This is a genomic window from Neorhizobium huautlense (assembly GCF_030811685.1).
GTDB lineage: Bacteria > Pseudomonadota > Alphaproteobacteria > Rhizobiales > Rhizobiaceae > Neorhizobium > Neorhizobium huautlense_A.
The window spans coordinates 133960-160480 of sequence record NZ_JAUSRF010000008.1 but is presented as its reverse complement, the minus strand read 5'-3'; the positions used below and the strand labels follow the sequence as shown (position 1 = coordinate 160480).

The 26521-nt window shown below is 59.1% G+C and carries 26 protein-coding genes; 7 read left to right on the top strand and 19 right to left on the bottom strand.

Translation table 11 applies throughout. The features are described from left to right. Positions 1–56: 56 nt before the first annotated feature. The 3 genes from eno to J2T09_RS13875 form a co-directional block, all read right to left on the bottom strand. On the bottom strand, positions 57–1331 hold the full coding sequence (gene eno, locus J2T09_RS13885; protein WP_306835557.1) for a phosphopyruvate hydratase: 1275 nt from the start codon (positions 1329–1331) through the stop codon (positions 57–59). Between the two features lie 130 nt (positions 1332–1461). Next, positions 1462–2310, bottom strand: a complete 849-nt coding sequence (gene kdsA / locus J2T09_RS13880; protein ID WP_306835556.1) for a 3-deoxy-8-phosphooctulonate synthase — start codon at positions 2308–2310, stop codon at positions 1462–1464. 2 nt (positions 2311–2312) lie between these two features. After that, complete coding sequence (locus tag J2T09_RS13875) at positions 2313–3194, bottom strand: VOC family protein (RefSeq protein ID WP_306835555.1); 882 nt, start codon at positions 3192–3194, stop codon at positions 2313–2315. A 173-nt stretch (positions 3195–3367) separates the two neighbouring features. Between J2T09_RS13875 and lexA the strand changes: the two genes are divergently transcribed. Then, on the top strand, positions 3368–4087 hold the full coding sequence (lexA, locus tag J2T09_RS13870) for a transcriptional repressor LexA (protein ID WP_306835554.1): 720 nt from the start codon (positions 3368–3370) through the stop codon (positions 4085–4087). Between the two features lie 12 nt (positions 4088–4099). On the opposite strand, the gene J2T09_RS13865 is transcribed toward lexA, so the two are convergent. Next, entirely contained in the window at positions 4100–6520 is a 2421-nt protein-coding gene (locus J2T09_RS13865) for a ComEC/Rec2 family competence protein (protein ID WP_306835553.1), read from the bottom strand. A 63-nt stretch (positions 6521–6583) separates the two neighbouring features. On the opposite strand from J2T09_RS13865, the gene J2T09_RS13860 reads away from it, so the two are divergent. Beyond that, the gene (locus tag J2T09_RS13860; RefSeq protein WP_306835552.1) at positions 6584–6727 is read left to right on the top strand and encodes a hypothetical protein; all 144 of its coding nucleotides are present in this window, start codon (positions 6584–6586) and stop codon (positions 6725–6727) included. Between the two features lie 435 nt (positions 6728–7162). Beyond that, entirely contained in the window at positions 7163–8452 is a 1290-nt protein-coding gene (gene gltA / locus J2T09_RS13855) for a citrate synthase (protein WP_306835551.1), read from the top strand. Between the two features lie 31 nt (positions 8453–8483). Here gltA and lpxB read toward each other — a convergent pair whose 3' ends face one another. The 15 genes from lpxB to J2T09_RS13780 all read right to left on the bottom strand — a co-directional run bounded on the left by lpxB (position 8484) and on the right by J2T09_RS13780 (position 23485). Beyond that, the gene (gene lpxB / locus J2T09_RS13850; RefSeq protein WP_306835550.1) at positions 8484–9662 is read right to left on the bottom strand and encodes a lipid-A-disaccharide synthase; all 1179 of its coding nucleotides are present in this window, start codon (positions 9660–9662) and stop codon (positions 8484–8486) included. Beyond that, positions 9659–10543, bottom strand: a complete 885-nt coding sequence (locus J2T09_RS13845) for an LpxI family protein (protein WP_306835645.1) — start codon at positions 10541–10543, stop codon at positions 9659–9661. The genes lpxB and J2T09_RS13845 overlap by 4 nt, the downstream gene beginning before the upstream one ends. A 4-nt stretch (positions 10544–10547) precedes the next feature. Beyond that, the gene (lpxA, locus tag J2T09_RS13840; RefSeq protein ID WP_306835549.1) at positions 10548–11363 is read right to left on the bottom strand and encodes an acyl-ACP--UDP-N-acetylglucosamine O-acyltransferase; all 816 of its coding nucleotides are present in this window, start codon (positions 11361–11363) and stop codon (positions 10548–10550) included. Next, on the bottom strand, positions 11363–11824 hold the full coding sequence (gene fabZ / locus J2T09_RS13835) for a 3-hydroxyacyl-ACP dehydratase FabZ (protein ID WP_306835548.1): 462 nt from the start codon (positions 11822–11824) through the stop codon (positions 11363–11365). Before fabZ ends, lpxA begins: the two co-directional genes overlap by 1 nt. Next, positions 11817–12881 carry a UDP-3-O-(3-hydroxymyristoyl)glucosamine N-acyltransferase gene (gene lpxD, locus J2T09_RS13830; RefSeq protein WP_306835547.1) on the bottom strand — a complete coding sequence of 355 codons (1065 nt, stop codon included), beginning with the start codon at positions 12879–12881 and terminating at the stop codon, positions 11817–11819. The genes fabZ and lpxD overlap by 8 nt, the downstream gene beginning before the upstream one ends. Positions 12882–12929: 48 nt before the next feature. Then, a complete protein-coding gene (bamA, locus tag J2T09_RS13825; RefSeq protein ID WP_306835546.1) occupies positions 12930–15266 on the bottom strand; it encodes an outer membrane protein assembly factor BamA in 2337 nt (778 codons plus the stop codon). A gap of 196 nt (positions 15267–15462) precedes the next feature. Continuing rightward, on the bottom strand, positions 15463–16587 hold the full coding sequence (gene rseP / locus J2T09_RS13820; protein ID WP_373458454.1) for an RIP metalloprotease RseP: 1125 nt from the start codon (positions 16585–16587) through the stop codon (positions 15463–15465). A gap of 69 nt (positions 16588–16656) precedes the next feature. Beyond that, on the bottom strand, positions 16657–17490 hold the full coding sequence (locus J2T09_RS13815) for a phosphatidate cytidylyltransferase (RefSeq protein WP_306835544.1): 834 nt from the start codon (positions 17488–17490) through the stop codon (positions 16657–16659). Then, positions 17490–18233, bottom strand: a complete 744-nt coding sequence (locus tag J2T09_RS13810; RefSeq protein ID WP_306835543.1) for an isoprenyl transferase — start codon at positions 18231–18233, stop codon at positions 17490–17492. The genes J2T09_RS13815 and J2T09_RS13810 overlap by 1 nt, the downstream gene beginning before the upstream one ends. Before the next feature lie 47 nt (positions 18234–18280). Further along, a complete protein-coding gene (gene frr, locus J2T09_RS13805) occupies positions 18281–18841 on the bottom strand; it encodes a ribosome recycling factor (RefSeq protein ID WP_112731154.1) in 561 nt (186 codons plus the stop codon). Between the two features lie 57 nt (positions 18842–18898). Beyond that, entirely contained in the window at positions 18899–19621 is a 723-nt protein-coding gene (gene pyrH / locus J2T09_RS13800) for a UMP kinase (RefSeq protein WP_306835542.1), read from the bottom strand. Positions 19622–19718: 97 nt separating this feature from the next. Next, positions 19719–20645 (bottom strand): translation elongation factor Ts, encoded by a 927-nt coding sequence (gene tsf, locus J2T09_RS13795; RefSeq protein WP_306835541.1) that lies wholly within the window; start codon positions 20643–20645, stop codon positions 19719–19721. A gap of 246 nt (positions 20646–20891) precedes the next feature. Next, entirely contained in the window at positions 20892–21665 is a 774-nt protein-coding gene (gene rpsB, locus J2T09_RS13790) for a 30S ribosomal protein S2 (RefSeq protein ID WP_306835540.1), read from the bottom strand. A gap of 182 nt (positions 21666–21847) precedes the next feature. Then, the gene (locus J2T09_RS13785; RefSeq protein ID WP_306835539.1) at positions 21848–22561 is read right to left on the bottom strand and encodes a pentapeptide repeat-containing protein; all 714 of its coding nucleotides are present in this window, start codon (positions 22559–22561) and stop codon (positions 21848–21850) included. A gap of 93 nt (positions 22562–22654) precedes the next feature. Further along, positions 22655–23485 (bottom strand): cell envelope integrity EipB family protein, encoded by an 831-nt coding sequence (locus J2T09_RS13780; protein ID WP_306835538.1) that lies wholly within the window; start codon positions 23483–23485, stop codon positions 22655–22657. A gap of 113 nt (positions 23486–23598) precedes the next feature. On the opposite strand from J2T09_RS13780, the gene J2T09_RS13775 reads away from it, so the two are divergent. From J2T09_RS13775 to J2T09_RS13760, 4 genes are read left to right on the top strand one after another with little or no spacing between them, the layout of a single operon-like run. After that, complete coding sequence (locus J2T09_RS13775) at positions 23599–24069, top strand: RidA family protein (RefSeq protein WP_306835537.1); 471 nt, start codon at positions 23599–23601, stop codon at positions 24067–24069. Then, positions 24066–24794 carry a glycerophosphodiester phosphodiesterase gene (locus J2T09_RS13770; protein WP_306835536.1) on the top strand — a complete coding sequence of 243 codons (729 nt, stop codon included), beginning with the start codon at positions 24066–24068 and terminating at the stop codon, positions 24792–24794. The genes J2T09_RS13775 and J2T09_RS13770 overlap by 4 nt, the downstream gene beginning before the upstream one ends. A 31-nt stretch (positions 24795–24825) precedes the next feature. Next, a complete protein-coding gene (locus J2T09_RS13765; protein WP_306835535.1) occupies positions 24826–26013 on the top strand; it encodes a GNAT family N-acetyltransferase in 1188 nt (395 codons plus the stop codon). 35 nt (positions 26014–26048) lie between these two features. After that, positions 26049–26480: an HIT family protein gene (locus J2T09_RS13760; protein WP_306835534.1), complete on the top strand. Its 432-nt coding sequence runs from the start codon at positions 26049–26051 to the stop codon at positions 26478–26480. The last annotated feature ends 41 nt before the right edge of the window (positions 26481–26521 follow it).

The following is a 26521-nucleotide window of genomic DNA, read 5'->3' as shown; positions in this document are numbered from 1 at the left end:
CCTGAGCCGCGGGCTTTCACAATCAAACGCGGCAGCCTTGCGGCCACGCGACAATCTTAGAACTTCAGGATCGAGCGACCGGCATAAACAGCCTGCGGGCCGAGCATTTCCTCGATGCGGATCAGCTGGTTGTATTTGGCGAGACGATCCGAACGCGACAGCGAGCCTGTCTTGATCTGACCGCAGTTGGTGGCGACGGCGAGATCGGCAATCGTCGAGTCCTCGGTCTCACCCGAACGGTGCGACATGACGGCGGTGTAACGCGCCTTGTGCGCCGTCTCGACCGCATCGAGCGTTTCGGTCAGCGAGCCGATCTGGTTGACCTTGACGAGGATCGAGTTGGCGGTGCCCATCTTGATGCCGTCGCGCAGGCGGGCCGAGTTGGTGACGAACAGATCGTCGCCGACCAGCTGAACCTTGGAGCCGATCTTGTCGGTCAGGTACTTCCAGCCATCCCAGTCGTCTTCGGCCATACCGTCTTCGATCGAGATGATCGGGTATTTTGCGGCCAATTCTGCGAGGTAATCGGCCATGGCTTCCGGCTCGAGCGTACGGCCCTCGCCTTCCATCTCGTATTTGCCGTTCTTGAAGAACTCGGTCGAGGCGCAGTCGAGGCCGAGGAAGACGTCTTCACCCGGCTTGTAACCGGCCTTTTCGACCGACTTCATGATGAAGTCGAGGGCTTCCGGGGCGCTCTTCAGGCCCGGCGCAAAACCGCCTTCGTCACCAACATTGGTGTTGTGGCCCTGCGCGCCCAGTTCCTTTTTCAGAACGTGAAAAATTTCCGAACCAATACGAACGGCATCGGCAATCGATTCCGCGCCGACCGGCATGACCATGAATTCCTGGAAATCGATCGGGTTATCGGCATGGGCGCCGCCGTTGATGATGTTCATCATCGGAACCGGCAGAACGTGGGCAGCTGCACCACCGATGTAACGGTAGAGCGGCAGACCGGAGGATTCGGCAGCAGCCTTGGCAACGGCGAGCGATACGCCGAGGATGGCGTTGGCGCCGAGACGCGACTTGTTCGGCGTACCGTCCAGCGCGATCATCGTCTTGTCGATATGGATCTGGCTTTCGGCATCGAAACCACCGATGGCATCGAAGATTTCGGTGTTGACGGCTTCGACAGCCTTCAGCACGCCCTTGCCACCATAACGCTTGCCGCCATCGCGAAGCTCGACGGCTTCATGCGCACCGGTCGAAGCGCCCGACGGAACGGCAGCACGGCCCATCGTGCCGTCTTCGAGATAGACGTCGACCTCAACGGTCGGGTTGCCGCGGCTGTCGAGGATCTCGCGGGCAATGATATCGGTAATGGCAGTCAATGGTCTCTCCTCAGGTTGACGTCTCGTCGGTCACTGAAAATGGCTCACAATCAATGACACGGCAATTACAGTGCAGGCACTTTTGGTTCCTTGACGGTGGTCAAAAGTGCAATTTGTCACATGGGCTACTTCAAGCGGCCTTGGCGATGGCGTCGAAAGCCAGCAGTTTTTCCAGAAGTTTCGGCATGTCCTTCAGATGCACCATGTTCGGGCCATCTGACGGCGCATTGTCCGGATCCTCATGGGTTTCAATGAAAACGCCGGCGACGCCGACAGCCACCGCTGCACGCGCCAGAGTTTCCACGAACTCGCGCTGACCGCCGCTCGAACCGCCCTGCCCGCCCGGCTGCTGCACGGAATGGGTGGCATCAAAAATAACCGGTGAACCAAGCGACGCCATGATCGGCAGCGAACGCATGTCCGACACCAGCGTATTGTAACCGAAGGATGCGCCGCGCTCGCACAGAAGCACATTGCCGTTGCCGCTTTCAGTAAATTTCGCCTGGACATTCTTCATGTCCCAGGGCGCCAGGAACTGGCCCTTCTTGACGTTGATGGCGCGGCCGGTTTTTGCGGCCGCGACCAGAAGATCGGTCTGGCGCGACAGGAAGGCCGGGATCTGCAGAATGTCCACAGTCTCGGCGACAACAGCGCACTGCTCTTCCGTGTGGATATCGGTCAGAACCGGAAAGCCGAATTCCTTCTTGAGATCGGCAAAGATTTCCATTGCCGTTTCGAGCCCGATGCCGCGCTTGCCGGCAATCGAGGTGCGGTTCGCCTTGTCGAAGGACGACTTGTAAACGAGACCGATACCCAGCTTCTCGCAGAGTTCAGACAGCGTGCCAGCAATCATGAATGCATGATCGCGGCTCTCCATCTGGCAGGGGCCGGCAATCAAAGAGAGCTTTTTGCTGTTGGAAAAAAGGACCTGCTTGGCCCCCTCGCCGACGGTTACTTCGGCCTTGGCGCTGACAGCCATGATCACTCCTCGAAAGCAAATACGGCACCCTGCCCGGGCGCCGGGGCAACCACGATGCGACTGCCCTTATCCATGAATGCGACGTCATTAGCAGCAAGCACAGCCCGTGTCACGGTGAGATCGGAAACACGGAAGACGATGGCAGCGCCGGTGAGGCGCGGCACTGGCAACGCCGCAAATCCTGCATCAGCCGCGAACTCAGCCTTGAAGGCGCTAGTGGAAAACAGTGTCACGACGGCATTGCTCGCGGAGAAGACATGATGGCTGTCCGCGGCCGAATCCGCTGCGCCATTGAACATGATCTGCAGGCGCTCGACACAGGCGGCCATTGCATCTTCCGACACCAGCACGATCTCCGCTAGCCCCGACACACCATTTTCATGGCGCTCCAGCGCCGCTCGATCCGCCGGCAAGGGATCAAGCCGCTGACACGTGAACACCCCGAACGAATCGGTATCGCCGCGCGTTGCAAAGGCGAGGCGGAAACGTGCGAGTTTTTCCGATCCATCCGGCAACCGTACCAGCCTGGAGAATTCCAGCATCTCGCCGCCTGAAAGTTTTGCGCGGCTAAAACGCTCATGGTCTGAACGCGCATCCTTCGTTGCCAGTGCAATGGCGGAAAACCCCTCATCGCCCATCACCGCACGCGCATGCCGATCCTCAGCCACGAACACATTCCCGGCCGCAATCGCGCGTTCATAAAGGCCCGCATCCACCACGGAGAGCGGCTCCAGATAAGTGCCGTCTCCCATGAAAACACAGGTATTTCCGGTGCCGAACGGATGTGCGGCATCGGCTGCGACCGTGAAGCCGAGCAGGCTTAATCGACGGCGCGCACGATCAAGCGAAGAGGTGGGCAGAACGATATGATCGATGGTGAACATAGCCGCCCCTTTTCAAAACGGGTTTCAGGATGAGTGATCAACCTTTCCCGGCTCATGATCAAGATCAGCATGCGCACGCTTCGTTCCGGGCATTACCAATTTTCGCCCCTTGCAGAACACACATGGAACATATAGTGTCCGTTCTGGATTTGTTTCACCTTCAAGGACCCGCCATGCTCACGCGCAAACAGCAGGAACTGCTTCTGTTCATTCACGAACGCATGAAGGAATCCGGCGTCCCACCGTCGTTCGACGAGATGAAGGATGCGCTGGATCTGGCCTCCAAATCGGGCATTCACCGCCTGATCACGGCACTTGAGGAACGCGGCTTCATCCGCCGTTTGCCCAATCGGGCACGCGCGCTTGAAGTCATCAAGCTGCCCGATGCCTACAGCGCCAGCCTGACGCCGCGCAAGCCTTTCGCACCGAGCGTCATCGAAGGCAGCCTTGGCAAGACCCAACCGGTCAAGACGGCCACGCCACCGCCGGTCGCCAATGACAGTTTTGCGGCAACGACCGTCCCGGTCATGGGCCGTATCGCCGCAGGTGTGCCGATCTCGGCAATCCAGAACACGACGCATGAAATCGCCGTGCCACCGGAAATGCTCGGCAATGGCGAACATTACGCGCTGGAAGTGCGCGGCGATTCGATGATCGAGGCCGGCATTCTCGATGGCGATACCGTCATCATCCGCAACGGCAACACAGCCACGCCGGGCGATATCGTCGTTGCGCTTGTGGATGACGAGGAGGCGACGTTGAAACGTTTCCGCCGCAAAGGCGCGTCGATTGCTCTTGAAGCTGCAAATCCGGCCTATGAGACCCGCATCTTCCCGCAGGAACGCGTAAAAGTTCAGGGCAAGCTGGTCGGCCTCATTCGCCGCTATCACTAGTTTAGGTCCGGGCTAAGGCTTCGCGCCGCTGCTCAAAGATTGCAGCGGCTCCGGCAATGCCGGATCAAAAATATTTCGCCGCCAGTCATACTGGCGGTGACGCATCCAGGAACGATCGGCACCAACCATGGCGGCGATGAACGACCAATCCTGAGGATCGGATTTTCCGTTAAATCGGATTTCCAGCGCCCCCGTGCGGCGCAAAGCCTCGCCATTAATCATCAGGGCGCCCGACCGGCAGCGATCGAAACGGGCGCGCGCGGCGATGACCACTTGCACGACATCACAGGCGGTGCCGGCAAAACGCGCATCTTCGACGACCGCGACCGTCGCGCCGTCGTTTGATTTTGCGACACACCATGATCGAGCCGCGCAGACGAATGTTTCGGAACGGTTCTCCAGTAATGCTTTTTGCATTGCCTGTCGGGTTTGGGCCAGCTCTTCAGGCTTTAACCGTTCTCGGCCTGCCCTTGCGCCGGCAGAAGGTGGCGCTGCTGCCGGCGCGCCAATTTTCTGTGCGGGATCGGCTGCCTGTGCAACTGAGGAGGCAAGTGAGCCCGAACCCGGCGTTTCCGCGTCCAAATTACTTGCCACCGAAGCGACGATTGGCGGGGATGCCGTCTCCTTGTTCCCGGGTGTCGGAAGGTCCAGCAAGACCGGCCCGGTCGGCTGCGGTAACGATAAAGCGTGACGCCACTGCGAATAGATGAAACCGGGCGGTCGAGCGCGGCTGGCGTTGACCTGCGCCCCTTCCAGAAACGCGGCGAGACTGCCATCTTCCGAAACCAGAAAATCCGGTGGCGGATCGTGTCCTGCCCGCCATGAGAGAAAAATGGCCAGAGCCAGAAGCGGCAACCCCAGGAGATGAAGCCGCGTCCGCAGCAAGGTGAGGACAAGAAAACCGGCCGTTGCCACAGGCAGGAACCCCGACGGCTGACGGCCGATACCGACATCGCCTCCCCAGCCGGCGATGGTCTTGGCGACCACGATGACGCCCTGCAGACCGAAACCCATGATTTGCAGAAAAGGGCCATCGAGGCCGAAGGGCATCAACAGCATTCCGATCAGACCGAATGGCATGACGATGAACGACACGAGCGGCATGGCGGCCAGATTGGCAACCAGCCCATAGGTGGACATCCGATGGAAATGATCGATGGAAAAGATCGCCGTCGAAAGCCCGCCGATCAGCGAGGTGACGAACACGCCACCGATGAGATGCCCGACGGCAAAAACCGGCTTGAGCGTGGCCGGCCGCCATGGCGGATCATCGCCGTTTTTCTCCCGCCGCCGGCTCCACGCCGAATATCCCGCAACCAACGCCACGGTCGCCGCAAAGGACATCTGAAAACTCGGGCCCAGAATTTCCGAAGGCGAGACGACAAGCACCACGAGCGCCGCCAGCGCCACATTGCGCAGGCTGATCGACGGACGATCGAAAAACACCGCCGCAAGCATGATCGCCATCATGATATAGGCGCGCTCGGCAGACACGCCGAAACCGGAGATCAGATAATAACCGGTCGCCATCAGCAGGGCCGCCGCAGCTGCCAGTTTCTTGACTGGAAAGGCCTGCGCAAACCCCGGCAAGAGAGCAAGCAGGCTGCGCATGCCGACAAAAAAGATGCCGGCCGCGAGCGCCATGTTCAAACCCGAAATCGCAACGATATGCGCCAGCCCGGAAACACGTAGCGCCTCGGTCGTCTCACTGGAAATGGCACGCCGCTCGTCGGTAACGATGGCGGCGGCAAAGGCTCCGGCATCGCCGGGAACGGTATCACGGATGCGTGTCGCGATCGCGCTACGCCAGGTGAAGAACATCCGCTCCATGGACTGTCCCCAACTGACCGTGACGGTCCCATCGGCGAGGCTCGGCGTGCCGTAAAAATAACCGATGGCGCCAACGCCGTCGAAATATGAATTGAAGGCAAAATCCACAAGGCCCGGCAGCGCCGGACCTGACGGCGGCGATAATCGCGCCCGGCCACTGATCCGATCCCCGATATCAAACACCGTCTTGCCGCGGGAAATCACGGTGATGCGCCCCGGTTGTCGCCGCAGCGTCGGCATTTCCGTCTTTTCGAGTGCCAACACGTAACGCCAGCGCCCTTTGCCGCTCGGCTCTCGCATTTCGACCACGCCCGTCACCATCGTCGTCACAGGCTGATCGAGCATGACGGTGGCCATTCGCCAGTTTTCACAGGCTGCCAGCAGCATTCCCGCCAAAAGGAAAAGCACGGCCAGCGCCGCGTGACGCTTCCACCCATGATGCCCCCGCAGAACCAGACCGAGGGTGGCGCAGGCCAGCAAAGCACCAATCAGGGGCCATGTGGCAGGCTCGGTCGGCAGCGCAAACCAGATGACGGCCCCGAGACCGACAAGAACCGGCAAGGCCAGAAAGGCATGCCCATGCGACTGTTCCTCGGCCAGCATTGCCGGCAGCGCCGCATTCAGGCGCGCGACAGCCGCCCAACATTTCGACGCGAGAGTGTAGGAATGATGCGGAACAAGATCGAAAGATCGCTTCGCGCGGAAAATTCGCAGGCCAGGAAACGCAGCGCCTACCGATCGGAGCCGGGTGCGACCATTCGCGCCATTGCCCCGGTGGCCGCCATCCCTTTCGTCCGCCCCGGCAAGTGAGTCCATAAGTGCATGGGAGTGGCCTTCCTGACCTCCATCCGAAGCATCTCGGGAAGGCAAATTCGACCGAAAGTCCGGCTTCGGCATAAGCTCCGCCGGCATCCGCCCCTCCCAAACGCCGCCCAACCAAACACCACCAAGGATTGCACCTGCAGCAACAATCCGTCAACGCCAAAATCACTCCTTCGAGCTGGTTTGCAGGAGAGCGGAGAGAAAGGCCGGATCAGGTTAGGCACCGCGCCGGTGAAACAAACCCGCAAGCAGCTCCAACTATAGATTGCCGAGAAAACCGACGGTTTGCCTACATATTTTTCGCATTGCACAAATACCGCCCACAGGCGCTTGGCAGCGAGCGTCGGATCATATAGCTAATCAGGACGCTTCTTTTCTTTTGGCGCTTCTCCAGCGCCATTTCCGCCTATTTCGGAGGATTATATGACGGATACGAGCGCAAACATCGTTCTTGGCGATAAAAAAGTCGAGATGCCGGTCAAGAAGGGCACGATTGGGCCTGACGTGATCGACATCGGCGCATTGTACAAGAACACCGGCGCCTTCACCTACGACCCCGGCTTCACCTCCACTGCGGCGTGCGAATCCAAGATCACCTATATCGACGGCGACAACGGCGTGCTTTTGCACCGCGGTTACCCGATCGAACAGCTGGCTGAACACGGCGACTTCCTGGAAACCTGTTACCTGCTGCTTTACGGCGATCTGCCGACCGCCGCACAGAAGAAGGATTTCGATCATCGCGTCACGCACCACACCATGGTGCACGAGCAGATGAACAAGTTCTTCAGCGGCTTCCGTCGTGACGCACATCCGATGGCCGTCATGGTCGGCACGGTTGGCGCTCTGTCGGCCTTCTATCACGACTCGACCGACATCACCGATCCGCATCAGCGCATGGTTGCCTCGCTCCGCATGATCGCCAAGATGCCGACGATCGCTGCGATGGCCTACAAATACCATATCGGCCAGCCCTTCGTTTATCCGCAGAACGACCTCGACTATTCGACGAACTTCCTGCGGATGTGCTTTGCCGTCCCCTGCGAAGAGTACAAGGTGAACCCGGTTCTGGCGCGTGCCATGGACCGCATCTTCATTCTGCATGCGGATCACGAGCAGAACGCCTCGACCTCGACCGTTCGTCTCGCCGGCTCTTCGGGCGCCAACCCGTTTGCCTGTATCGCCGCTGGCATTGCCTGCCTCTGGGGCCCCGCTCATGGCGGCGCCAATGAAGCAGCGCTGAACATGCTGCAGGAAATCGGCACGGTCGACAAGATTCCGGAATACATTGCCCGCGCCAAGGACAAGAACGATCCATTCCGCCTGATGGGCTTTGGTCACCGCGTCTACAAGAACTACGACCCGCGCGCGAAAATCATGCAGAAGACCACGCATGAGGTTCTCGCAGAGCTTGGCCACAAGGACGATCCGCTTCTGCAGGTCGCCATGGAGCTCGAAAAGATCGCGCTGACCGATCCTTACTTCATCGAGAAGAAGCTCTATCCGAACATCGACTTCTATTCGGGCATCACGCTGAAGGCGATGGGCTTCCCGACCACGATGTTCACCGTGCTCTTCGCTCTCGCCCGCACCGTCGGCTGGATCGCGCAGTGGGCCGAAATGATCGAAGATCCGCAGCAGCGTATCGGCCGCCCGCGCCAGCTCTATACCGGCGAGGCCCAGCGCGATTACGTTCCGGTTTCCAAGCGCTAAGCTCGGGACATTGAGACAAAGAAAAACCCGGTCAATGGCCGGGTTTTTTATGGACAAGAAGATCGATCACGATGGCGGCGGCCGCTTCTCCCGGCGGCACGGGCACGCTGAGGTTTTTCCAGGTCAGATCGAAACCTTCCAGCATGGCCCGGCGCGGGCTGCTGTCATATGAAAGCTGTTCGGCCCAACGGCAGAGCGCACCGGGACGCACCACTTCATTGATATATTCCGGAACGACCACACGATCTGCGATGAGGTTTGGCAGAGCGCCGGACCATATCTTGATACGTTTGGCCATCATGGTGATCAGCCAATCGGCCTTGTAGGCGGAAACGACCGGAACATTCGCCAGAGCAAGCTCGAGGATGACGGTTCCGGATGCCGCGATCGCCGCATCGGCTTCGGCGAAGGCTGCCCATTTACCCGACTGGTCAGACATGACCTCCGGCTTGATCTCGAAACCGGAAACGATTTCCCGCACCAGTGTTTCGCGCCGTTTGACGGTCGGCAGAATAAAACGCGTCGGCCCGTTGCGGCGGACGAACTCCTGCATCACCTCGCCAAAGATCGGCAACAGGGCCTTGATCTCGGCCCCACGTGAGCCTGGCAGGAGCAAAATTGTCTTCGCATCATCAGCGCTTCTCAGCGGTCGTTGCGCGCGCAATTCGCGAACGCGCAAAATGTCGGGATCTGCCGTCAGGCGATGGCCGACAAAATCCGTGCGTGGCCCACCCAGACGTTGCATTGCCTCGGGCTCGAAAGGCAGTACTGCCAGTACGCGGTCCACATAAGGCAACATCGCCTTGGCGCGATATTCCTTCCAGGCCCAGACGCTGGGGCAGACATAATTGACGACCGGCAGATCGGGCAGAGCCGCCCTCACCTTCTTCGCCACGCGATGGGTAAAATCCGGGCTGTCGATGATGATCAGCACATCCGGTTTTGCGGCAATGATCGCATCCGCCGTCTGGCCGATACGGCGGATCAGGCTCGGCAGACGCGCCAGAACCTGGGTAATGCCCATGATCGACAATTCGGAAAAATCGAAGAGCGAATGCAGGCCCTGCGCCTCCAGCGCATCGCCGCCGACGCCAACCAGTTCGATTGGTGCTGCGGTCTTCGTTTTCAATGCGGCAATCAGATCGCCGCCGAGCAGATCTCCCGAAACCTCGCCGGCAATCACGGCAACCTTCAGAACACGCTCACTCATGACAACCCCTCATCCGGCAGTCCGGCATCGATGCCGCAGACAAAAATGCCCTCGGCATCCGCCAGTGCAATCATCTCCTCACGGTCGAGCACCAGCGCGCGGCCAACTTCCACGGCAATACCGGCAAGGCCCGCTGCCACCGCATTGCGTACGGTCGAAGGCCCGATCGTCGGCAGGTCGGCGCGGATATCCTGCTGCGGTTTGCAGAGTTTGACCAGCACGCCCTTGCGGCGCGCGGAAACGCGACCGGCTGCCCGCAGAGCCGCAACGCGCTGCAGCATGGCATCCGTACCCTCGACACCTTCCAGAGCAACGATACGACCACCGACGCTGACGGAGCCCTGACCGACATCCAGTTCACCCAGCAGACGCGCCGCATGGCCTGCCTTGTGGATATCGCGACGATCATCATCCGAGGGCGAAACACGGCCGATCGGACCGACCGTTGCCAGAAGATCCGGCGCGATCTGGTGCACGCCCATGACCTCACAGCCCATGGCCTCGAACAGGCGGATGACCATCTGCAACACGGTATCGTCGCCACCCGCCAGCAGCGTGCGCACGACGGACGGCATCTTGCGGATCGTGCGCCAAGTGGGCCGGATTTCGCGCCATTCCGGCCGGCGGGCCACACCACCGGACATAACCACACGGCCGATACCGAGATCCCGCACGGCCTTTTCGATCGTCGCCAGATCACCGACGCTGGCCGGAACACATTCGAAGCTGGAAAAATCGCGGTCGGCTTCGCTCTTCAAGGGAACGATCAGGGGATCCTCGCCAGCGCGACGGGCGGCTTCGGCCACATAGAACGGCAAAAGGCCGCTTCCGGCGATGATCGCCAAGCGGCCTTTCGAAGAGTTTGCCGGAACGCCGGCCAAAATATCAGGCCTTGCCACGATGCGGCGAGGAAATCGCACGATCGCTATCGGCACCTATGAAGTCGAGGATTTCCATGACTTCCGGGCAATCGGCATATTCGTCACGCAGCGCTGCGGCATTGGTGCGGATATTGCCTTCGGCTTCAAAGATATCCTTGAAGGCACGGCGAACCTTGTGGATGGTTGCGCGTTCAATACCGGCGCGCGTCATGCCGACGACATTGAGGCCGCCAAGAAGGCCGGGATTGCCGTTCAGCATACCATACGGGATGACGTCATAGTTCACCGCAGACAGGCCGCCGATAAAGGCCTGACGGCCGATACGGCTGAACTGGTGCACGGCGGAACCACCACCGAGGATGACGCGATCGCCAACCTTCACGTGGCCGGCCAGCATCACATTGTTCGACATGATGATGTCATTGCCGAGAATGCAGTCATGCGCGACATGAGAATTGGCAAGGAACAAGCAACGATCACCGACGACGGTCGTGCCGCCGCCTTCCACCGTACCGGTGTTCATCGTCACGCCTTCACGCATCGTGCAGTTTGCGCCAACAAACAGCGTGGTTTCCTCGCCAGCGTGATGAACGCTCTGCGGATCGCCACCGATCACCGCCATCGGGAAAATACGTGTGCCGGAACCGATTTCGGTACGGCCGCTGACAACGGCATTGGAGATCAGTTCGACGCCATCCTTGAGGACGACTTTCGGACCGACCCGACAGAACGGACCGATCGAGACGTTCTCGCCGATGACCGCACCATCCTCGACAACTGCCATGGGATGGATGCGTGCGCTTGCTGCTATCGTGCTCATTACTCGCCCTTGCGGCGGATCATTGCGCCGATATCTGCTTCCGCGACCACGGCACCATCCACCTTTGCATCGCAGTGGAACTTCCAGATGTTGCCGCGCTGCTTCTGCTTGGTGACATGGAACTCGACGCGATCACCCGGCACGACCGGCTTGCGGAAGCGGGCATTGTCGATCGTCATGAAGTAGACGAGATTGCCGCCCTCACCTTCCTTCAGCGCGCAGATGGCGCCGGCCGTCTGGGCCATGCCTTCAACGAGCAGAACGCCCGGCATGATCGGCTGGTCCGGAAAATGTCCGGTGAAATGCGGCTCGTTGGCCGTCACGTTCTTGATGCCGATCGCCGAATTATCACCGTCGATCCCGATGATCTTGTCGACCAGCAGGAAAGGATAGCGGTGCGGCAAGAGCTTCATGATCTGCTGGATGTCTGCCGACGCCAGGGTCGTGTTGCCCTCAGCCATTCCGGTCTCCTCTTTTCTTTGCGCGTTCATCGGAACGCATCATGATTTCTGCAATATCTCTCAGGAAGTCGGGCATGGGTCGCGCCGGAATCCCACCATATTTGGCCTTCGGCGGAATATCGCCGACAACACCGCTCATGGCGGCGATCTGCACGCCGTCGCCGATCGTGATATGACCATTGATGCCCGAAGCACCACCGATCATTACGCCGTCGCCGATGGTGGTCGATCCGGCAATGCCCGTACCCGATGCAAGGCCGCAATGACGCCCGATGCGAACGTTATGGGCAATCTGCACCAGATTATCGATCTTCGTGCCTTCGCCGATTACGGTATCATCCATGGCGCCACGGTCGATCGTCGTATTGGCGCCGATCTCGACATTGTCCTGAATGATCACCCGGCCGACCTGCACGATCTTCATGAAACCGCGCGGACCCGGTGCATAACCAAAACCGTCCTGGCCGATGCGTGCGCCGTTGTGAATGATCACGCCATTGCCGATCATCGATGCAATAACCGAAGCGCCTGCGGCAATCGTGCAGTCACGGCCGATCGTCACATTGGCGCCGATGACGGCCCCTGCTCCGATCCGGGTGCCGGAACCGATTTCAGCGCCTGCACCGATGACAGCCATCGGCTCGACATGCACGCCATCTTCCAGACGTGCCGTCGGATCGACGTAAGCCGCAGGCGAAATGCCCGCAGGCTCGGAGGTCACGGCGCTCGGCCGTAGACCTTCAGGATGCAGGAGAGCGCCAGCTGCCGCGAATGCCGAATGCGGCGTGCGTGTCAGAAGCACCGGAATATGATCGGGAACAGCAGAACGCAGCCCGGCATCACACAGGATGGCCGAGGCCTGACAGGTTTCGAGTTCTGCCTTGTTCTTGCGGGAAAGGATGTAGCAAATGTCGCCGGCCTTTGCCCGCGATACCGGCGAGACCGAACGGACCAACCGTTCGCCAGCCGTTTCATCCAAAAGCTCCGCCCCCAGGTGGCGGGCGAGCTCTTTCAAGCTCACCCCCTCATGGGGCGGAAAAAATCTGTTATCGTCCATCAGCCTCAGCTCCAGAACATTTTATGTGGTCGTTCTGGACCAGAAGGATCAGAACTGGTTGGCCATGCTGAAGCGGAAATTCTGCGTTTCGTCGTAGTCTTCCTTGGCAACCGGCACGGCGTAATCGACGCGCAGCGCACCGAAGGGCGAAGCCCAGGTGATACCTGCACCAACCGACGCACGGATGGAGTTGTCGTCACGCAGCGGGTCAGTGCCCGTGATCGAAACCTTGTTGCCGTACAGCACGCCTGCGTCAGCAAAAGCGTTCAGACGCAGACCGAAATCTTCAGGCAGGCCCGGAGCAGGAATGCTGACTTCCGCAGACGCGTTGAAGTAGGTGGTGCCGCCAATTGCATCATCACCGACACGCGGGCCGATACCATTGTTCTCGAAGCCGCGAACCTGCTTACCGCCGAAGGTGAACTGGTCGAAGATGTTCAGATTATCGCCTGTGGCGATAACATGACCGGCGCCTACAGCAACCTGACCGATGATATCGGCTTCATCCGAAAGCAGGGCGAAGTAACGGGCACGGCCATAAATCTTGTAGTATTCGGAATCGCCACCAAGACCCGCATATTCATGCGTCGCGGTTGCATAGATACCTTCACGTGGAAGGGTCATGCTGTCGACCGTGTTGTAGGTCAAGGTCTGCGAGATCGACGACTGCACGTAATCGCCATGTTCGATCATGTCGATATACGGCTGCGACAGATTGGTCGTGGTTTTCCAATCGCCGTTACCGTCGTAACCGATTTCCTTATAGGTATAACGGAAGGTCGTCGCCAGATCTTCGGTGATCGGCGCCGTCACGCGCAGCGTGAAGCCCTGTTCGTTATAGTCGTAATAGTCCTCGTTCGAAGACTGGCTCCTGAACACATCGAAACCGGCCGCCAAGCGATAACCGAGGAAATAGGGCTCGGTGAACGACAGCGAGTAGGTACGCGCATCATCAAGACCGCCACCGACGGCAATACGGATGTACTGACCACGGCCGAGGAAGTTCTTTTCTTCGATCGAGGCTTCGAGGATCGCGCTGTCGCTGCTCGGCGAGTAACCGACGCCGATACCGAACGAACCGGTCGACTGATCTTCGACGTCAACAACGATGACGACGCGGTCAGCAGACGTGCCCTGCGTGGTCGAGATGTTGACCTTGCCGAAATAGCCCAGAGCTTCGAGACGACGCTTGGCGCGCGTGATCATCGTCTGGTTGAAGGCATCGCCTTCGCTGATATCGAACTCGCGACGGATGACGTAGTCACGCGTGCGCGTATTGCCACGGATCTCGATACGCTCGACATAGGCGCGCTCGCCCTGATCGACCAGATAGGAAACACCGATCGTGTTGTTCTGGAAGTTACGGTCGCCACGCGGCGTGACGCGTGCGAACGGGTAACCCGCAGCAGCAACACGCTCGGAAATGGCTTCCATCGACTTCTGGATGTCGCTGGCCTTGTAGGTGTCGCCCGTCTGGGTCCTTACCAGCCCCTGCAGGTCTTCGGCATTGACGCCATCGACCGTCGATTCGACGCGAACGTCACCAAAGGTGTAACGCTGACCTTCCTCGACGGTGAAGTTCACCGTGTAGGCGTTCTTGGACTCATCCAGAACAGCATCCGAGGAGACGACGCGGAAGTCGGCATAACCGTGATTGAAATAGAACTGACGCAGCGCCTCTTCATCCGCACGACGCTTGTCTTCGTTGTAGACATCCTTGCGGGTCAGGAACGACAGCGGGCCGGATTCCTTCGTGGCGATGACATCACGCAGACGACGATTGCCGTAAGCCTGGTTGCCGACGAAATTGATGTCGGAAATCTTGGTGCGGTCACCTTCATTGATCTGGAACGCGATGTTGACGCGACCCTGACCAACCGGAACAACCTGCGTGGTGATTTCGACATCGCTGCGGCCGGTCGCCGAATAGGCTTCCTTGAGGCGCGCGACATCCGAAGAAAGCAAGGCATCGCTGTAGGGACCAAGCGGCTGCGTCTGCACGACGCCGGCAAGCTTGTCGTCCTTGATCTTGCGATTGCCATTGAAAACAACCTGGTTGACCAGCTGGTTTTCACTGACAGTCACGACGAGCGAACGGCCCGAAACGCTGATGCGAACGTCGGAGAAGTAACCTGTGGAATAAAGACGCTTCACCGATTCATCGATATCGACTTCCGAGAAGCTGACACCCGGACGAATGGTGATGTTGGAGCGAACGGCTTCCTCGCCGGCGCGCTGCGCACCACGGACTTCGACCCGCTGAATGGTGGCGGCCTCAGCAACAGGGGCAGAGGCAAGTACAACGACACCCGCACCCGATGCGACAACACTAGCAGACAGCGCAAACGCCGACACCGCGTTCAAAAACTTTGAACCAGCTTTCATATTCACTTCTTACCTTTTTCCGTTGTCCCCAATCGGGCAGAACCCGACTCCGGCCACGTGTGTCGTTTTACCTTCTTTTGTCCTACAAGCAAGGCATTGCGTTAATTTCTATTTACTTCCTTCACAGGCGTGGCGCATTCGCCACGCGCACGTGAAAACAGGGTAAATAAACGGTTTCCGTACCGTTCTGAAACACTTAACCGATCCACCTGCCGATCGTGTCATTCCATGTGGCGAACACCATCAGCGTCAGAATCAGCGCAAAGCCAAGCCTGAAGACAATCTCCTGAACGCGTTCGTTCAGGGGACGTCCCCTCAGCGCCTCAAGCGCGTAAAGCAGCAAGTGGCCACCGTCAAGCACCGGCACCGGCAGCAAATTCATCAAGCCCAAGGATACGGAGATCACGGCGGCAAAATTCAGCACGGCGACAAAACCGAGCGTCGCCATCTGGCCCGTGGTTTCCGCGATGCGAATCGGACCACCGATCTGATCCGCACTCATGCGGCCGGCAAAGATATTGCCGATGTAACGGCCAGTGCCGGTGATGATGTTGCCGGTTTCCTTAAAACCCTCGATGACGGCCGCACCCGGCGAAAACTGCTGGACGCGGAAATTGCCGCGCTGTTCGTTCGTCACGATGCCGATCAGGCCGAGCTCGACCTTGTTGCCGAAACGATCGGTGATTTCCTCGCGCTTTGGCACCATCGGCAGGTCCAGCCGCGAACCCTCGCGCTCCACCGTCACGATGATCGGCACGAGCGGGCGAATGCTGACGTAACGGCGAACCTCGTCAAAGGTGGATACCTCGTGACCATCGAGCGCCACGAGCTTGTCGCCCACCTCGACACCGGCAACCTGCGCCGCACTGTCGGGACGCACTTCGGCAACCACCGGATCGGCAACCACCTTGCCATAGACGGTGAAAAGCACGGCGAAAATGGCAATGGCCAGAATGAAATTGGCAATCGGGCCGGCCGCGACGGTGGCTGCTCTTTTCCACAGCTTTGCGCCGGCCAGCGTCTGGCTTCGCTCCGCCTCGTTCATGCCGGCAAGCGCATCGGCGCCCGGCATGCTCGCGGCATCCTCGTCACCGTAGAACTTGACGTAACCACCCAGCGGAATCGCCGAGAGCTTCCAGCGGGTCCCGTGGCTGTCCGTATAACCGATCAGTTCCGGGCCAAATCCGACCGAAAACGCCAGAACGCGAATGCCGCTCCAGCGGCCGACAAGATAGTGTCCCATTTCGTGCACGAAAACGAGCACGGAGAGAACGAGAAGAAACGGTATGATATAACCGGTAAGCACGCTGAAAATTGCCATCACGCCATCCATTCCTGCTTTTCCGGCTCCCTATCCGTTTTCGAGCATACGATTCTGTTGCAGCGATCCTTAGAGACCGAAAAGAAAACCGGCAACAGAGGTTTCCCCATATCCCGTCCAGGCGGCATGCGCCATTGCCAGAAGAAACGCCGCAAAACAGGCAAAAACGAGACCATCGACGCGGTCCATCACACCACCGTGACCGGGAATGAGATGACTGGAATCCTTGACGCCAAAACGGCGCTTGATGAAGGATTCGAACAGGTCACCGATCTGGCTTGCCACCGACAGAACCAATGCCAGAAGGACGGTCCGCAGCGATATCTGTGAAAAGAATGCCAGCACGAGCAGGCTTCCAAGCGCAATGCCGGAAACCGTGCCGCCAATGGCGCCGGACCAGGTCTTGCCGGGCGAGATGCGTGGCGCGAGTTTCGGGCCACCGATGGAGCGACCGAAGAAGTAGGCGAGAATATCCGTGCCCCAGACGACGGCAAACAGAAAAAGCGTCGCCATCAGGCCGACCTGGTCGCCGCCGCGGATCGCCGCCAGCGAAATGCCGCTCAGACCCGCATAAAGAACGCCGCCGGGCATCCAGCCGCTGCCGCGGCGCAAAAACTTCAGAAGCAATGCCGTGACCGTGAAGCCACCCAGAAGCGGCGCACCTAGCGAGACATCACCGAATGCGAGATTGGCCGCAATACAGACGACGGCCACCCAGCCAAAGGCATCACCGCGCAGGTCCACCTCCGGCAGTCGCGTCATCTTCGACCATTCATAATAGATCAGAAGAGACATGCCTGCGGCGAAAGCACGAAAAGGCGTGCCGCCATACCAGGTGGCGGCAAGGGTAACCACGGCCAGAACGATCGCGGAAATGGTACGTTTTTGAAGTTCGCTTGCCATTAGCCGGCAACCGCTGCGGGCTTGGCAGTCAGGCCGCCAAAACGTCGGTCGCGCGCAGCATAGGTCTTCAATGCCTCAAAGAACATCTGGCGATCGAAATCCGGCCAGAAGTCGGGCAGGAAAAGAAACTCCGAATAGGCGGCCTGCCAGAGCAGGAAGTTCGAAAGGCGTTCCTCGCCACTGGTGCGGATGATCAGGTCCGGGTCCGGTATGCCGACCGTGTCGAGGCGCTGGTCGATCATGGCCGAATCGATATCTTCCGGCCTCAGCAGACCGGCGGCGACTTCGCTTGCCAGGCGCTCGACAGCCCGCAGAATCTCGTTCCGCGAGCCATAATTGAAGGCGATGACAAGGGTCAGGCCCGTGTTGCCTTTCGTCGTCTCTTCCGCCTCGATCAGCATCGGCAGAAGATCGCCCTCAAGATTGCGGCGATCACCAATGATGCGGATGCGCACATTGGACCGATGCAGTTCCGCAAGATCCCGACGGATGAAACGGCGCATCAGACCCAACAGGTCAGAAACTTCCGTTTCCGGACGGCTCCAGTTTTCCGAGGAGAAGGCAAACAGGGTCAGATATTCGACACCCGCCTCGCCTGCGGCCTTCACCGCCTCGCGAACGGCCTCGACGCCTTTCGTATGCCCGATCGTGCGCGGCAGGCCGCGCTGGTTCGCCCAGCGACCGTTGCCATCCATGATGATGGCAACATGTTTCGGGATCACGGGTAGATCAGGTTTTACCATTTTCGGTCCGACGTTTATGACAGCGACGAGCGAGAAATCAGCAGGCCTTAGACCTGCATGATTTCCTTTTCCTTCTCCGCAAGCAAGCGGTCCAGCTCGGAAATCGCATCATCTGTCATCTTCTGGATCTTTTCCGACTGCGCACGGCTGTCGTCCTGACCGATATCGCCGTCCTTCTCAGCCTTTTTCAAGGCGTCCATGCCGTCACGGCGCACGTTGCGCACAGCAACCTTGCTCTTTTCCGTGTAGTCATGAGCGACCTTGACCAGCGACTTGCGGCGCTCTTCGTTGAGCTCCGGCAGCGGAATACGCAGGTTCTGGCCATCCATGATCGGGTTCAGGCCCAGATTCGATTCGCGGATGGCGCGATCGACGGCGTTGACCATCGACTTGTCCCAGATGGACACGCCGAGCATGCGCGGCTCGGGAACCGTGATATTGGCGACCTGATTGAGCGGTACGCGCGAACCGTATGCTTCGACCGTGACCGGATCGAGAATGTTGGCAGAAGCACGGCCCGTGCGCAGCGATGCGATATCGCTCTTGAAGGCCGTGACCGCGCCGTCCATGCGACGCTTGATGTCGTTGAGATCGATGGCACCGCTCATCTTACACTCCGTCTTTTGTTTTGAGGTCCGCAGCGATCTCGCGCGGACCTGTTGAACTCAATTGTCAGCAACGATGGTCTTCAGACCACCACCGGTCAGGATTTCCGCGAAGCCGCCGCGTTCGTGGATCGAGAAGACGATAATCGGGATCGTGTTCTCCTGCGCAAGCGCGACTGCCGTAACATCCATCACGGCGAGGCCCTTTTCCAGAACTTCCGCATGGGTCAGCTTGTCGAAACGGGTTGCCGTCGGGTCCTTCTTCGGGTCGGCGGTATAGATACCATCCACCTGGGTTCCCTTGAACAGCGCTTCGGCACCGATTTCGGCGGCACGCAGGGCGCCGGCACTATCGGTCGTGAAGAACGGGTTGCCGGTACCACCGGCAAAGATCACCACGCGCCCCTGCGAGAGATGATGCAACGCCTGGCGCTGCGAGAAGCTTTCACAGATTTCCGGCATGGAAATGGCCGACAGAACGACCGTATCGACACCGAGCTTGCGCAGCGAGGTCGCCAGCGCCAGCGCGTTAATGACGGTTCCCAGCATGCCCATATGGTCGCCGGTGACGCGGTCGCCACCCTTGGAAGCGACGGCCACGCCGCGAAAAATGTTGCCGCCGCCGACAACGATGCCGACATCGACGCCCATGCGGCGCGCGTCGGCGATATCTGCCGCGATACGATCCGCGACTGTCACGTCAATGCCAAAACCCTGGCTGCCCATCAGGGCTTCGCCGGAAACTTTCAAAAGCACACGTTTATAAATTGGCTGGGAAGACATGGATACTCCTTCGAGGCTCGCACCGCCAAGCCGGATACACGAAGGGCACCGCGTTGTCACGCGATGCCCCTGTGATTATTGAGATTGTATAAAGATATCAGCCCTTGGAAACGGCTGCGACTTCTGCTGCGAAGTCGGTCTCTTCCTTCTCGATGCCGTCGCCGAGCAGAAGGCGAGCCATGCCGGTGACTTCGATCGGTGCGCCGACTTCCTTTTCAGCGGCCTTGACAGCTTCGCCGACGGTCAGGTCAGGGTTGATGACGAAAGCCTGCGACAGAAGAGCGACTTCTTCGAAGAACTTGCGCATGCGGCCTTCAACCATCTTTTCGATGATGGCTTCCGGCTTGCCGCTCTCGCGCGACTGTTCGATGAAGACGTTGCGTTCGCGCTCGGCGACAGCAGCATCGACTTCTTCCGAACGGATGGCGAGCGGAGCCGTTGCAGCAATGTGCATGGCAACCTGACGGCCGATAGCGTTCAGGGCATCCTTGTTGCCGGTCGACTTCAGGGCAACCAGAACACCGAGTTTGCCGAGACGGTCGGCAGCAGCGTTGTGGATGTAGGTGGCAACAACGCCATCTTCGACTTCGAGAGCAGCCGAACGACGCAGGTTCATGTTTTCACCGATGGTGGCAACAGCATCCTTGATGGTGTCGGTGACCGACTTGCCGCTTGCCGGATAGGTGGCTTCGCCAACGGCTTCAACGGTGCCGTCGGTGGTCAGAGCCACATCGGCAATGCCGCGAACCATGGTCTGGAAAGCGTCGTTACGGGCAACGAAGTCCGTTTCGGAGTTGACTTCGACGACAACAGCCTTGGTGCCGTTCGAAGCAACGCCGATCAGGCCTTCAGCAGCCGTGCGGCCCGACTTCTTGTCGGCCTTGGCAATGCCCTTGGCGCGCAGCCAGTCGATTGCTGCTTCGATGTCGCCGTTGTTTTCGGTCAGCGCCTTCTTGCAGTCCATCATGCCTGCGCCAGACTTTTCGCGCAGTTCCTTCACCAGTGCAGCGGTGATTTCAGCCATTGTGAGCCTCTTGTCGGTTCGAGTTGCGTGCCGCCGGAAAAACCTCGGCGAACTCAAGGTTTTGGGAACGAATGTACCCGGAAGTATGACAGGGTGATGAAGATCATCACCGGCCTGCCGTCTCAACCGCGAAAGTTATCGGATGCGGGAGGACAGGTCCTTAAACGACCAAGGCCAGGGATTGTTATCTCTGGCCTTGGACGAATTCGAAAAGAAGGAGCGATCAGCGCCGCTCCGTCCCGGCAATTAAGCCTGAGCTTCGGCATCGCCTTCAAGCGCCGGCTCTGCCGGAGCTTCAGCCATGGCGCCGAGGTCACGGCCCGAAGCGCCCTGCTGACGAGCAATGCCGTCGATGGCAGCACGAGCCATCAGGTCGCAGTAGAGCGAGATGGCGCGCGAAGCGTCGTCGTTGCCCGGGATCGGGTAGTCGATCAGGTCCGGATCGCAGTTCGAGTCGATGATAGCGACGACCGGGATGCCCAGGCGCTTGGCTTCGTCGATAGCGATCTTTTCCTTGTTGGTGTCGATGATCACCATCAGGTCCGGAGTGCCGCCCATGTCGCGGATACCGCCGAGAGCCTTTTCAAGCTTCTCGCGTTCGCGCTCGAGGTTCAGGCGCTCTTTCTTGTTGTAGCCGGACTGTTCCGAAGACAGGATCTCGTCGAGCTTGCGCAGACGGGCGATCGAGTTCGAAATGGTCTTCCAGTTGGTCATCATGCCGCCGAGCCAACGCGAGTTGACGTAGTACTGGGCAGAACGCTTGGCCGAGTCAGCGATCAGCTCGGAAGCCTGACGCTTGGTGCCGACGAACAGAACGCGGCCGCCACGGGCAACGGTGTCCGAGATGACCTGCAGGGCGCGCGACAGCATCGGAACGGTCTGCGCGAGGTCGATGATGTGGATGTTGTTACGATCGCCGAAAATGTACGGCTTCATCTTCGGGTTCCAGCGGTGAGTCTGGTGGCCGAAGTGGACGCCTGCTTCGAGAAGCTGACGCATGGAGAAATCGGGCAATGCCATGCCTAGTTATCCTTTTCCGGTTGAACCTCCGCAAGGCGAACAGCACCCTCTTCGAGAATGCCACCGGGCGGAACTGCCCGGATTTCTCCCGGACGATCCCATGCCTTACGTGTGGAATGGTGGTGCCCATACAGCGCTTCGCCCGTCAGATCAAGGCGAAAGCGTAAAAAAATCTTATCGCTTCAGTCGTCGCCGCAAGGCCACATCGCGGGCGCCTGCAAGCCGCTCGGCAGTTTCGTGCCCTTGTCGCCGCAGGCAAGGTCGACTTGCGCCTGGGACAGATCGGCAGCGCCGGAAAGATCAAGCCCCTCGATATGCGTCAGGAACATGAAGGCGCGATCGAAGCGGGGCGGCTTGGTGAAGGTCGCCTTGCTGAGGTCGGCACGCGAGAGATTTGCGAGCGTGAAGTCAACATCGGTCAGGTCGGCCTTGTCATAGGTCGTCCGGCCAAGCTCCGCCTTTTCGAAATTGGCACCCGTCAGGTTAGAGCCGCCGAAATTGGCCCGCTGCAACTCGGTGGATTCGAAATTGGCATTTTTTGCCGAAATGTTTTGAAGTCCGGCGCGGTATCCTTCGGCACGAGAAAAATCAGCGCCGTCTGCAGTGGAGCCGGTAAACCAGGCGCGAATTAAGCGGGCCTTATGGAGATTGGCACCGGTAAAATTGTTGTTCCTGAGATCGGTCAGCGAAAAATCGGCCTCGGAAAGGTTCGCCCCCTGAAAGTCGTTGCCCGACATCATCAGGTTCTTCTTGATGCAGCCGCTCCAGTCGACCTTTGCCGCCGGATAAGAACCACAACTGCCCGCACCGGCAACAGTCGGCACGACAAGATAGCTCGCGCCGGCAATGAACGCCGCACAAAAAAGACCGGAGATTATACCAGACTGCCGATACATAGCGCCCGACTTCCAACTCAGCTTCGAACTTCCGTCCATATATATGGGGCAGATCAACGATAACGTCATCACTTTGTGCTGACAATCAGTCGTTTATTTACAATCCGGCGCCTTATCGAGCACTTCGAGCTTTGCAAGCTGCCCGGTCAGAACGAAATCACCATAATCCATGGTCAGATCACGGGTAATTCCGTTATCGTAGAGCTTGAACGACATGCGGTAGATCGGCACCGCATCGCCCTCGCCGCTATCGTTGAAATAGGCAATCGTGACCGGCCAATAGGACTGTTTGGAAAACTCGCCTGCCTGACCGGCATCCGTGTCATCGGCAGCAGGGGTCTGCTTAGTTCCGACGACGGTCGAGGTCAGCATGCTCTTGTCGCCATCCTCGGAGCCGTCGAACACCCGGGCTTCGAAGAAGCGCTTGCCCTTACGGGCGTTCTCCAGCACGTCCAGCATGTGCTGGGTGGGGAACTGGCTTGGCGTCAGGTCCAGTTCGCGCGCATCCGGCTTCTGCAACTCGACCTTGACACCCGTCGAGACATTCGTCGCCTCTCCGCTCACCTGCTTGTCGAGCTGTTCATCGGTAAAGGACTTGGTCTCGAAGCGGAATTCCTTCAAATCCGCATTCTCGAATGTCGTCGTCTGCTGGTCAGTGGTGCGCTGGTCTTCGCCGGTATCCGTCTTGGTGACGAATCGGAAATTGGTTGTGAAGCCGGTGCAGGCCGAACCGGTGAATTCGTAGACCATGCGTCCATACATGCCCTCGATGCCGGAACGCTCCGAAACATCCTTGAGCTTGAGATCGTAGACAGCGCGGTGCGGGACCAGCGCCCGTGCACCTTCGACGCCGGCGGCGGCCGATGAGGCGGTGGACGCCATCAATGTCGCCGTGAATGCCAGCCCGAGCGTCAAACGAAACATTCAATCTCTCCTATCGGATCGACGGCGCAATGTTATAAGAACGCCATCGAGTAATGCTTATCGTCCTGCATGCAGGATTTCTGCTCATATTACAACAAAAGCCGGAGACCGAAATGTCCGATGCCATCGAAAGCCGCCTGAAGGAACTGGGGATCACCCTGCCCGTCGCAGCCGCGCCCGCCGCCAACTACGTATCCTACGTCATCAGCGGCAACCTGCTCTACATTTCCGGCCAATTGCCGACTGAAGATGGCAAACTTGAGATCAAGGGCCTTATCGGCCAGGACGTCGATGTCGCAACCGCCAGCCGCGCCGCCGAACTCTGCGCCATCAACATTCTCTCGCAGGCCAAGGCAGCGCTCAACGGCGACCTCAGCAAGATCAAACGCGTCGTCAAGCTCTCGAGCTTCGTTGCGTCGGCGCCGGGCTTCACCGAGCAGCATATCGTCACCAATGGCGCCTCGAACCTGATCGCCAATGTTCTCGGCGAAGCCGGCAAGCACGCCCGCGCTGCCGTCGGCATGGCTGCCCTGCCGCTCAACGCCGCCGTGGAAATCGAAGCCATCATCGAGATCGACGTATGACATCTGCATCCTGGATCAAGGACCTGCCGGTCGCCCATCGCGGCTACCACGACATGAACAATGCGATCTGGGAAAACACGCTGTCCGCCTTCGAGCGGGCAGCGGAAGCCGGTTTCGCCATCGAATGCGACCTGCAGCTCTCGGCCGACAGCGAAGTCATGGTTTTCCATGATGACACACTCGACCGCCTCTGCGGCATTTCCGGCGATGTGCGCGAGCGCACCGCCGCCGAACTCGGCGCACTGTCGATCGGCGGCACCAAGGATCGTATCCCGACGCTGAAGCAGATGCTGGCGCTGGTCGATGGCCGTGTACCTCTGGTCATCGAGATCAAGGGCCGCACCGCCGAACTGGACGACGGTTTTGTGGAAGAGGTGCTGGATGTGCTGGAAGGTTACAAGGGCAAAGTTGCCCTGATGAGTTTCGACCACCACATCCTGCGCGACTTGAAGCGGGTCGAAGCGCCCTACCCGCTCGGCCTCACCGCCATGGGCGACAAGCCGGACGATTTCTTCAAGCATGACGATGCGATGCATCTCGGGCTGGATTTCATCTCCTACCACTGGCCGCACCTGCCCAACACATTTATCACGGCACAGCAAAAAGCCGGCATTCCCATCATCACCTGGACGGTGAGGGATGAAATGGCGCGCGAACATACCTATAAACATGCTGACCAGATGACGTTCGAGGGTTTCGACCCGAGGGAGACTTCCTCCCGCTAAAAAGCAGGTTTTCTGCCGCCAAAAGAGACGCATGACCGGAAATCTCACGATCCGCATCGAAAACGCGTTCAAAGCGATCAGCCCTGAAAGCTGGTCGCGCCTCTCCGGAACCCACCGGGGCGGCACCCTGCCCTACAACCCCTTCCTCTCCCATGCCTATCTCTCCGCTCTTGAAGAGTCCGGTTCGGCCACAGCAAAAACCGGCTGGCACGGCCATCATCTTCTGCTCGAAACAGAAGGTGGAAAACTGATCGGCGCCATTCCCGGTTATCTGAAAAGCCATAGCCAAGGCGAATACGTGTTCGATCACGGATGGGCCGACGCCTTCGAGCGTGCCGGCGGGCAATATTACCCGAAACTGCAATGCACCGTGCCATTCACGCCGGCCACGGGCCCTCGCCTGCTTACCGCCGAAGGTTATGATGCCGATGTGATGCAGGACACGCTGGCGGCCGGATTGCAGGAAGTGACGCGCCAGCTTGGCATATCATCCGCTCATGTCACCTTCGTGCGCGAAGAAGAACTCGCGGCGCTGGAGGATGACGGTTATCTGCACCGCACCGATCAGCAGTTTCATTTCATCAACAATGGTTATGCCGATCATGCGGCCTTTCTCGACACCTTGTCATCCCGCAAACGCAAGGATCTGAAAAAGGAGCGACGCGCCGCACTGGAAAACGGCATCAGCATAGACTGGCTGACCGGCTCGGACCTGACGGAAGAAATCTGGGACCAGTTTTTCACCTTCTACATGGACACAGGCGGCCGCAAATGGGGTCGCCCCTACCTCACGCGAAATTTCTACTCGCTGATCGGCGAACGCATGCCCGACGATATCCTGCTGGTCATGGCAAAGCGTGAGGGAAAATATGTCGCCGGCGCCATCAACTTCATCGGCGAGGATGCGCTTTACGGCCGCCATTGGGGCTGTATCGAGGATCATCCGTTTCTGCATTTCGAGGTCTGTTACCATCAGGCCATCGATTTTGCATTGGCCAAGGGCCTCAAACGGGTCGAGGCCGGTGCGCAGGGTGAACACAAGCTGGCGCGCGGATACCTGCCCGTCACCACCCATTCCGCCCATTACATCGCCCATCCGGGCCTTCGAAACGCCGTCGCCCAATATCTCGAGCGCGAACGGCGTGACGTCGAGGAGATGAGCGGTTATCTGAACGAACACAGCCCGTTCCGCAAAGGCGAGCGGCAGGAACAAGACTGAAGCGCGAACAAGCGCATCCAATGAGAGGACATTCCATGAGCGGCATCGCCTATGACGACGGCAATATCTTTGCAAAGATCCTGCGCGGCGAAATTCCCTGCCACCGCGTTTATGAAGATGCCGATACGCTGGCCTTCATGGATGTGATGCCGCAGGCGCCGGGCCATCTTCTCGTCATCCCAAAACAGCCGTCGCGCAACATGCTGGATGCCGATCCTGCCGTGCTCGCGAAAACCATCGCCGTCGTGCAGAAACTCGCCAAAGCCGCCAAGGATGCATTCGATGCGGATGGCGTGTTTATCGCGCAGTTCAACGAACCGGCGGCCGGCCAGACCGTATTCCACCTGCATTTCCACATCATCCCGCGCCATGAGGGTGCGGCGCTGAAACCGCATTCCGGCAAGATGGAAGATGGCGACGTGCTTGCGACCCATGCCGAAAAAATCATTGGCGAGCTTGGCAACTGATAAGGTGCCATACGGTGAATACGTCATCCTAGGGCTTGTCC

Excerpts from the sequence above, each read along its gene's own strand:
- J2T09_RS13810 (WP_306835543.1), bottom strand. The coding sequence starts at position 18,233 with ATGGTAAAACCTGATCTACCCGTGATCCCGAAACATGTTGCCATCATC.
- J2T09_RS13785 (WP_306835539.1), bottom strand. The coding sequence starts at position 22,561 with ATGTATCGGCAGTCTGGTATAATCTCCGGTCTTTTTTGTGCGGCGTTC.
- lexA (WP_306835554.1), top strand. The coding sequence starts at position 3,368 with ATGCTCACGCGCAAACAGCAGGAACTGCTTCTGTTCATTCACGAACGC.
- J2T09_RS13760 (WP_306835534.1), top strand. The coding sequence starts at position 26,049 with ATGAGCGGCATCGCCTATGACGACGGCAATATCTTTGCAAAGATCCTG.
- J2T09_RS13875 (WP_306835555.1), bottom strand. The coding sequence starts at position 3,194 with ATGTTCACCATCGATCATATCGTTCTGCCCACCTCTTCGCTTGATCGT.
- lpxB (WP_306835550.1), bottom strand. The coding sequence starts at position 9,662 with ATGAGTGAGCGTGTTCTGAAGGTTGCCGTGATTGCCGGCGAGGTTTCG.
- kdsA (WP_306835556.1), bottom strand. The coding sequence starts at position 2,310 with ATGGCTGTCAGCGCCAAGGCCGAAGTAACCGTCGGCGAGGGGGCCAAG.
- rpsB (WP_306835540.1), bottom strand. The coding sequence starts at position 21,665 with ATGGCATTGCCCGATTTCTCCATGCGTCAGCTTCTCGAAGCAGGCGTC.
- fabZ (WP_306835548.1), bottom strand. The coding sequence starts at position 11,824 with ATGGCTGAGGGCAACACGACCCTGGCGTCGGCAGACATCCAGCAGATC.
- J2T09_RS13860 (WP_306835552.1), top strand. The coding sequence starts at position 6,584 with ATGATGCGGAACAAGATCGAAAGATCGCTTCGCGCGGAAAATTCGCAG.
- J2T09_RS13815 (WP_306835544.1), bottom strand. The coding sequence starts at position 17,490 with ATGGCAAGCGAACTTCAAAAACGTACCATTTCCGCGATCGTTCTGGCC.
- gltA (WP_306835551.1), top strand. The coding sequence starts at position 7,163 with ATGACGGATACGAGCGCAAACATCGTTCTTGGCGATAAAAAAGTCGAG.
- lpxD (WP_306835547.1), bottom strand. The coding sequence starts at position 12,881 with ATGGACGATAACAGATTTTTTCCGCCCCATGAGGGGGTGAGCTTGAAA.
- pyrH (WP_306835542.1), bottom strand. The coding sequence starts at position 19,621 with ATGTCTTCCCAGCCAATTTATAAACGTGTGCTTTTGAAAGTTTCCGGC.
- frr (WP_112731154.1), bottom strand. The coding sequence starts at position 18,841 with ATGAGCGGTGCCATCGATCTCAACGACATCAAGCGTCGCATGGACGGC.
- lpxA (WP_306835549.1), bottom strand. The coding sequence starts at position 11,363 with ATGAGCACGATAGCAGCAAGCGCACGCATCCATCCCATGGCAGTTGTC.
- J2T09_RS13865 (WP_306835553.1), bottom strand. The coding sequence starts at position 6,520 with ATGCTGGCCGAGGAACAGTCGCATGGGCATGCCTTTCTGGCCTTGCCG.
- tsf (WP_306835541.1), bottom strand. The coding sequence starts at position 20,645 with ATGGCTGAAATCACCGCTGCACTGGTGAAGGAACTGCGCGAAAAGTCT.
- J2T09_RS13770 (WP_306835536.1), top strand. The coding sequence starts at position 24,066 with ATGACATCTGCATCCTGGATCAAGGACCTGCCGGTCGCCCATCGCGGC.
- J2T09_RS13775 (WP_306835537.1), top strand. The coding sequence starts at position 23,599 with ATGTCCGATGCCATCGAAAGCCGCCTGAAGGAACTGGGGATCACCCTG.
- bamA (WP_306835546.1), bottom strand. The coding sequence starts at position 15,266 with ATGAAAGCTGGTTCAAAGTTTTTGAACGCGGTGTCGGCGTTTGCGCTG.
- J2T09_RS13780 (WP_306835538.1), bottom strand. The coding sequence starts at position 23,485 with ATGTTTCGTTTGACGCTCGGGCTGGCATTCACGGCGACATTGATGGCG.
- J2T09_RS13765 (WP_306835535.1), top strand. The coding sequence starts at position 24,826 with ATGACCGGAAATCTCACGATCCGCATCGAAAACGCGTTCAAAGCGATC.
- rseP (WP_373458454.1), bottom strand. The coding sequence starts at position 16,587 with ATGGCAATTTTCAGCGTGCTTACCGGTTATATCATACCGTTTCTTCTC.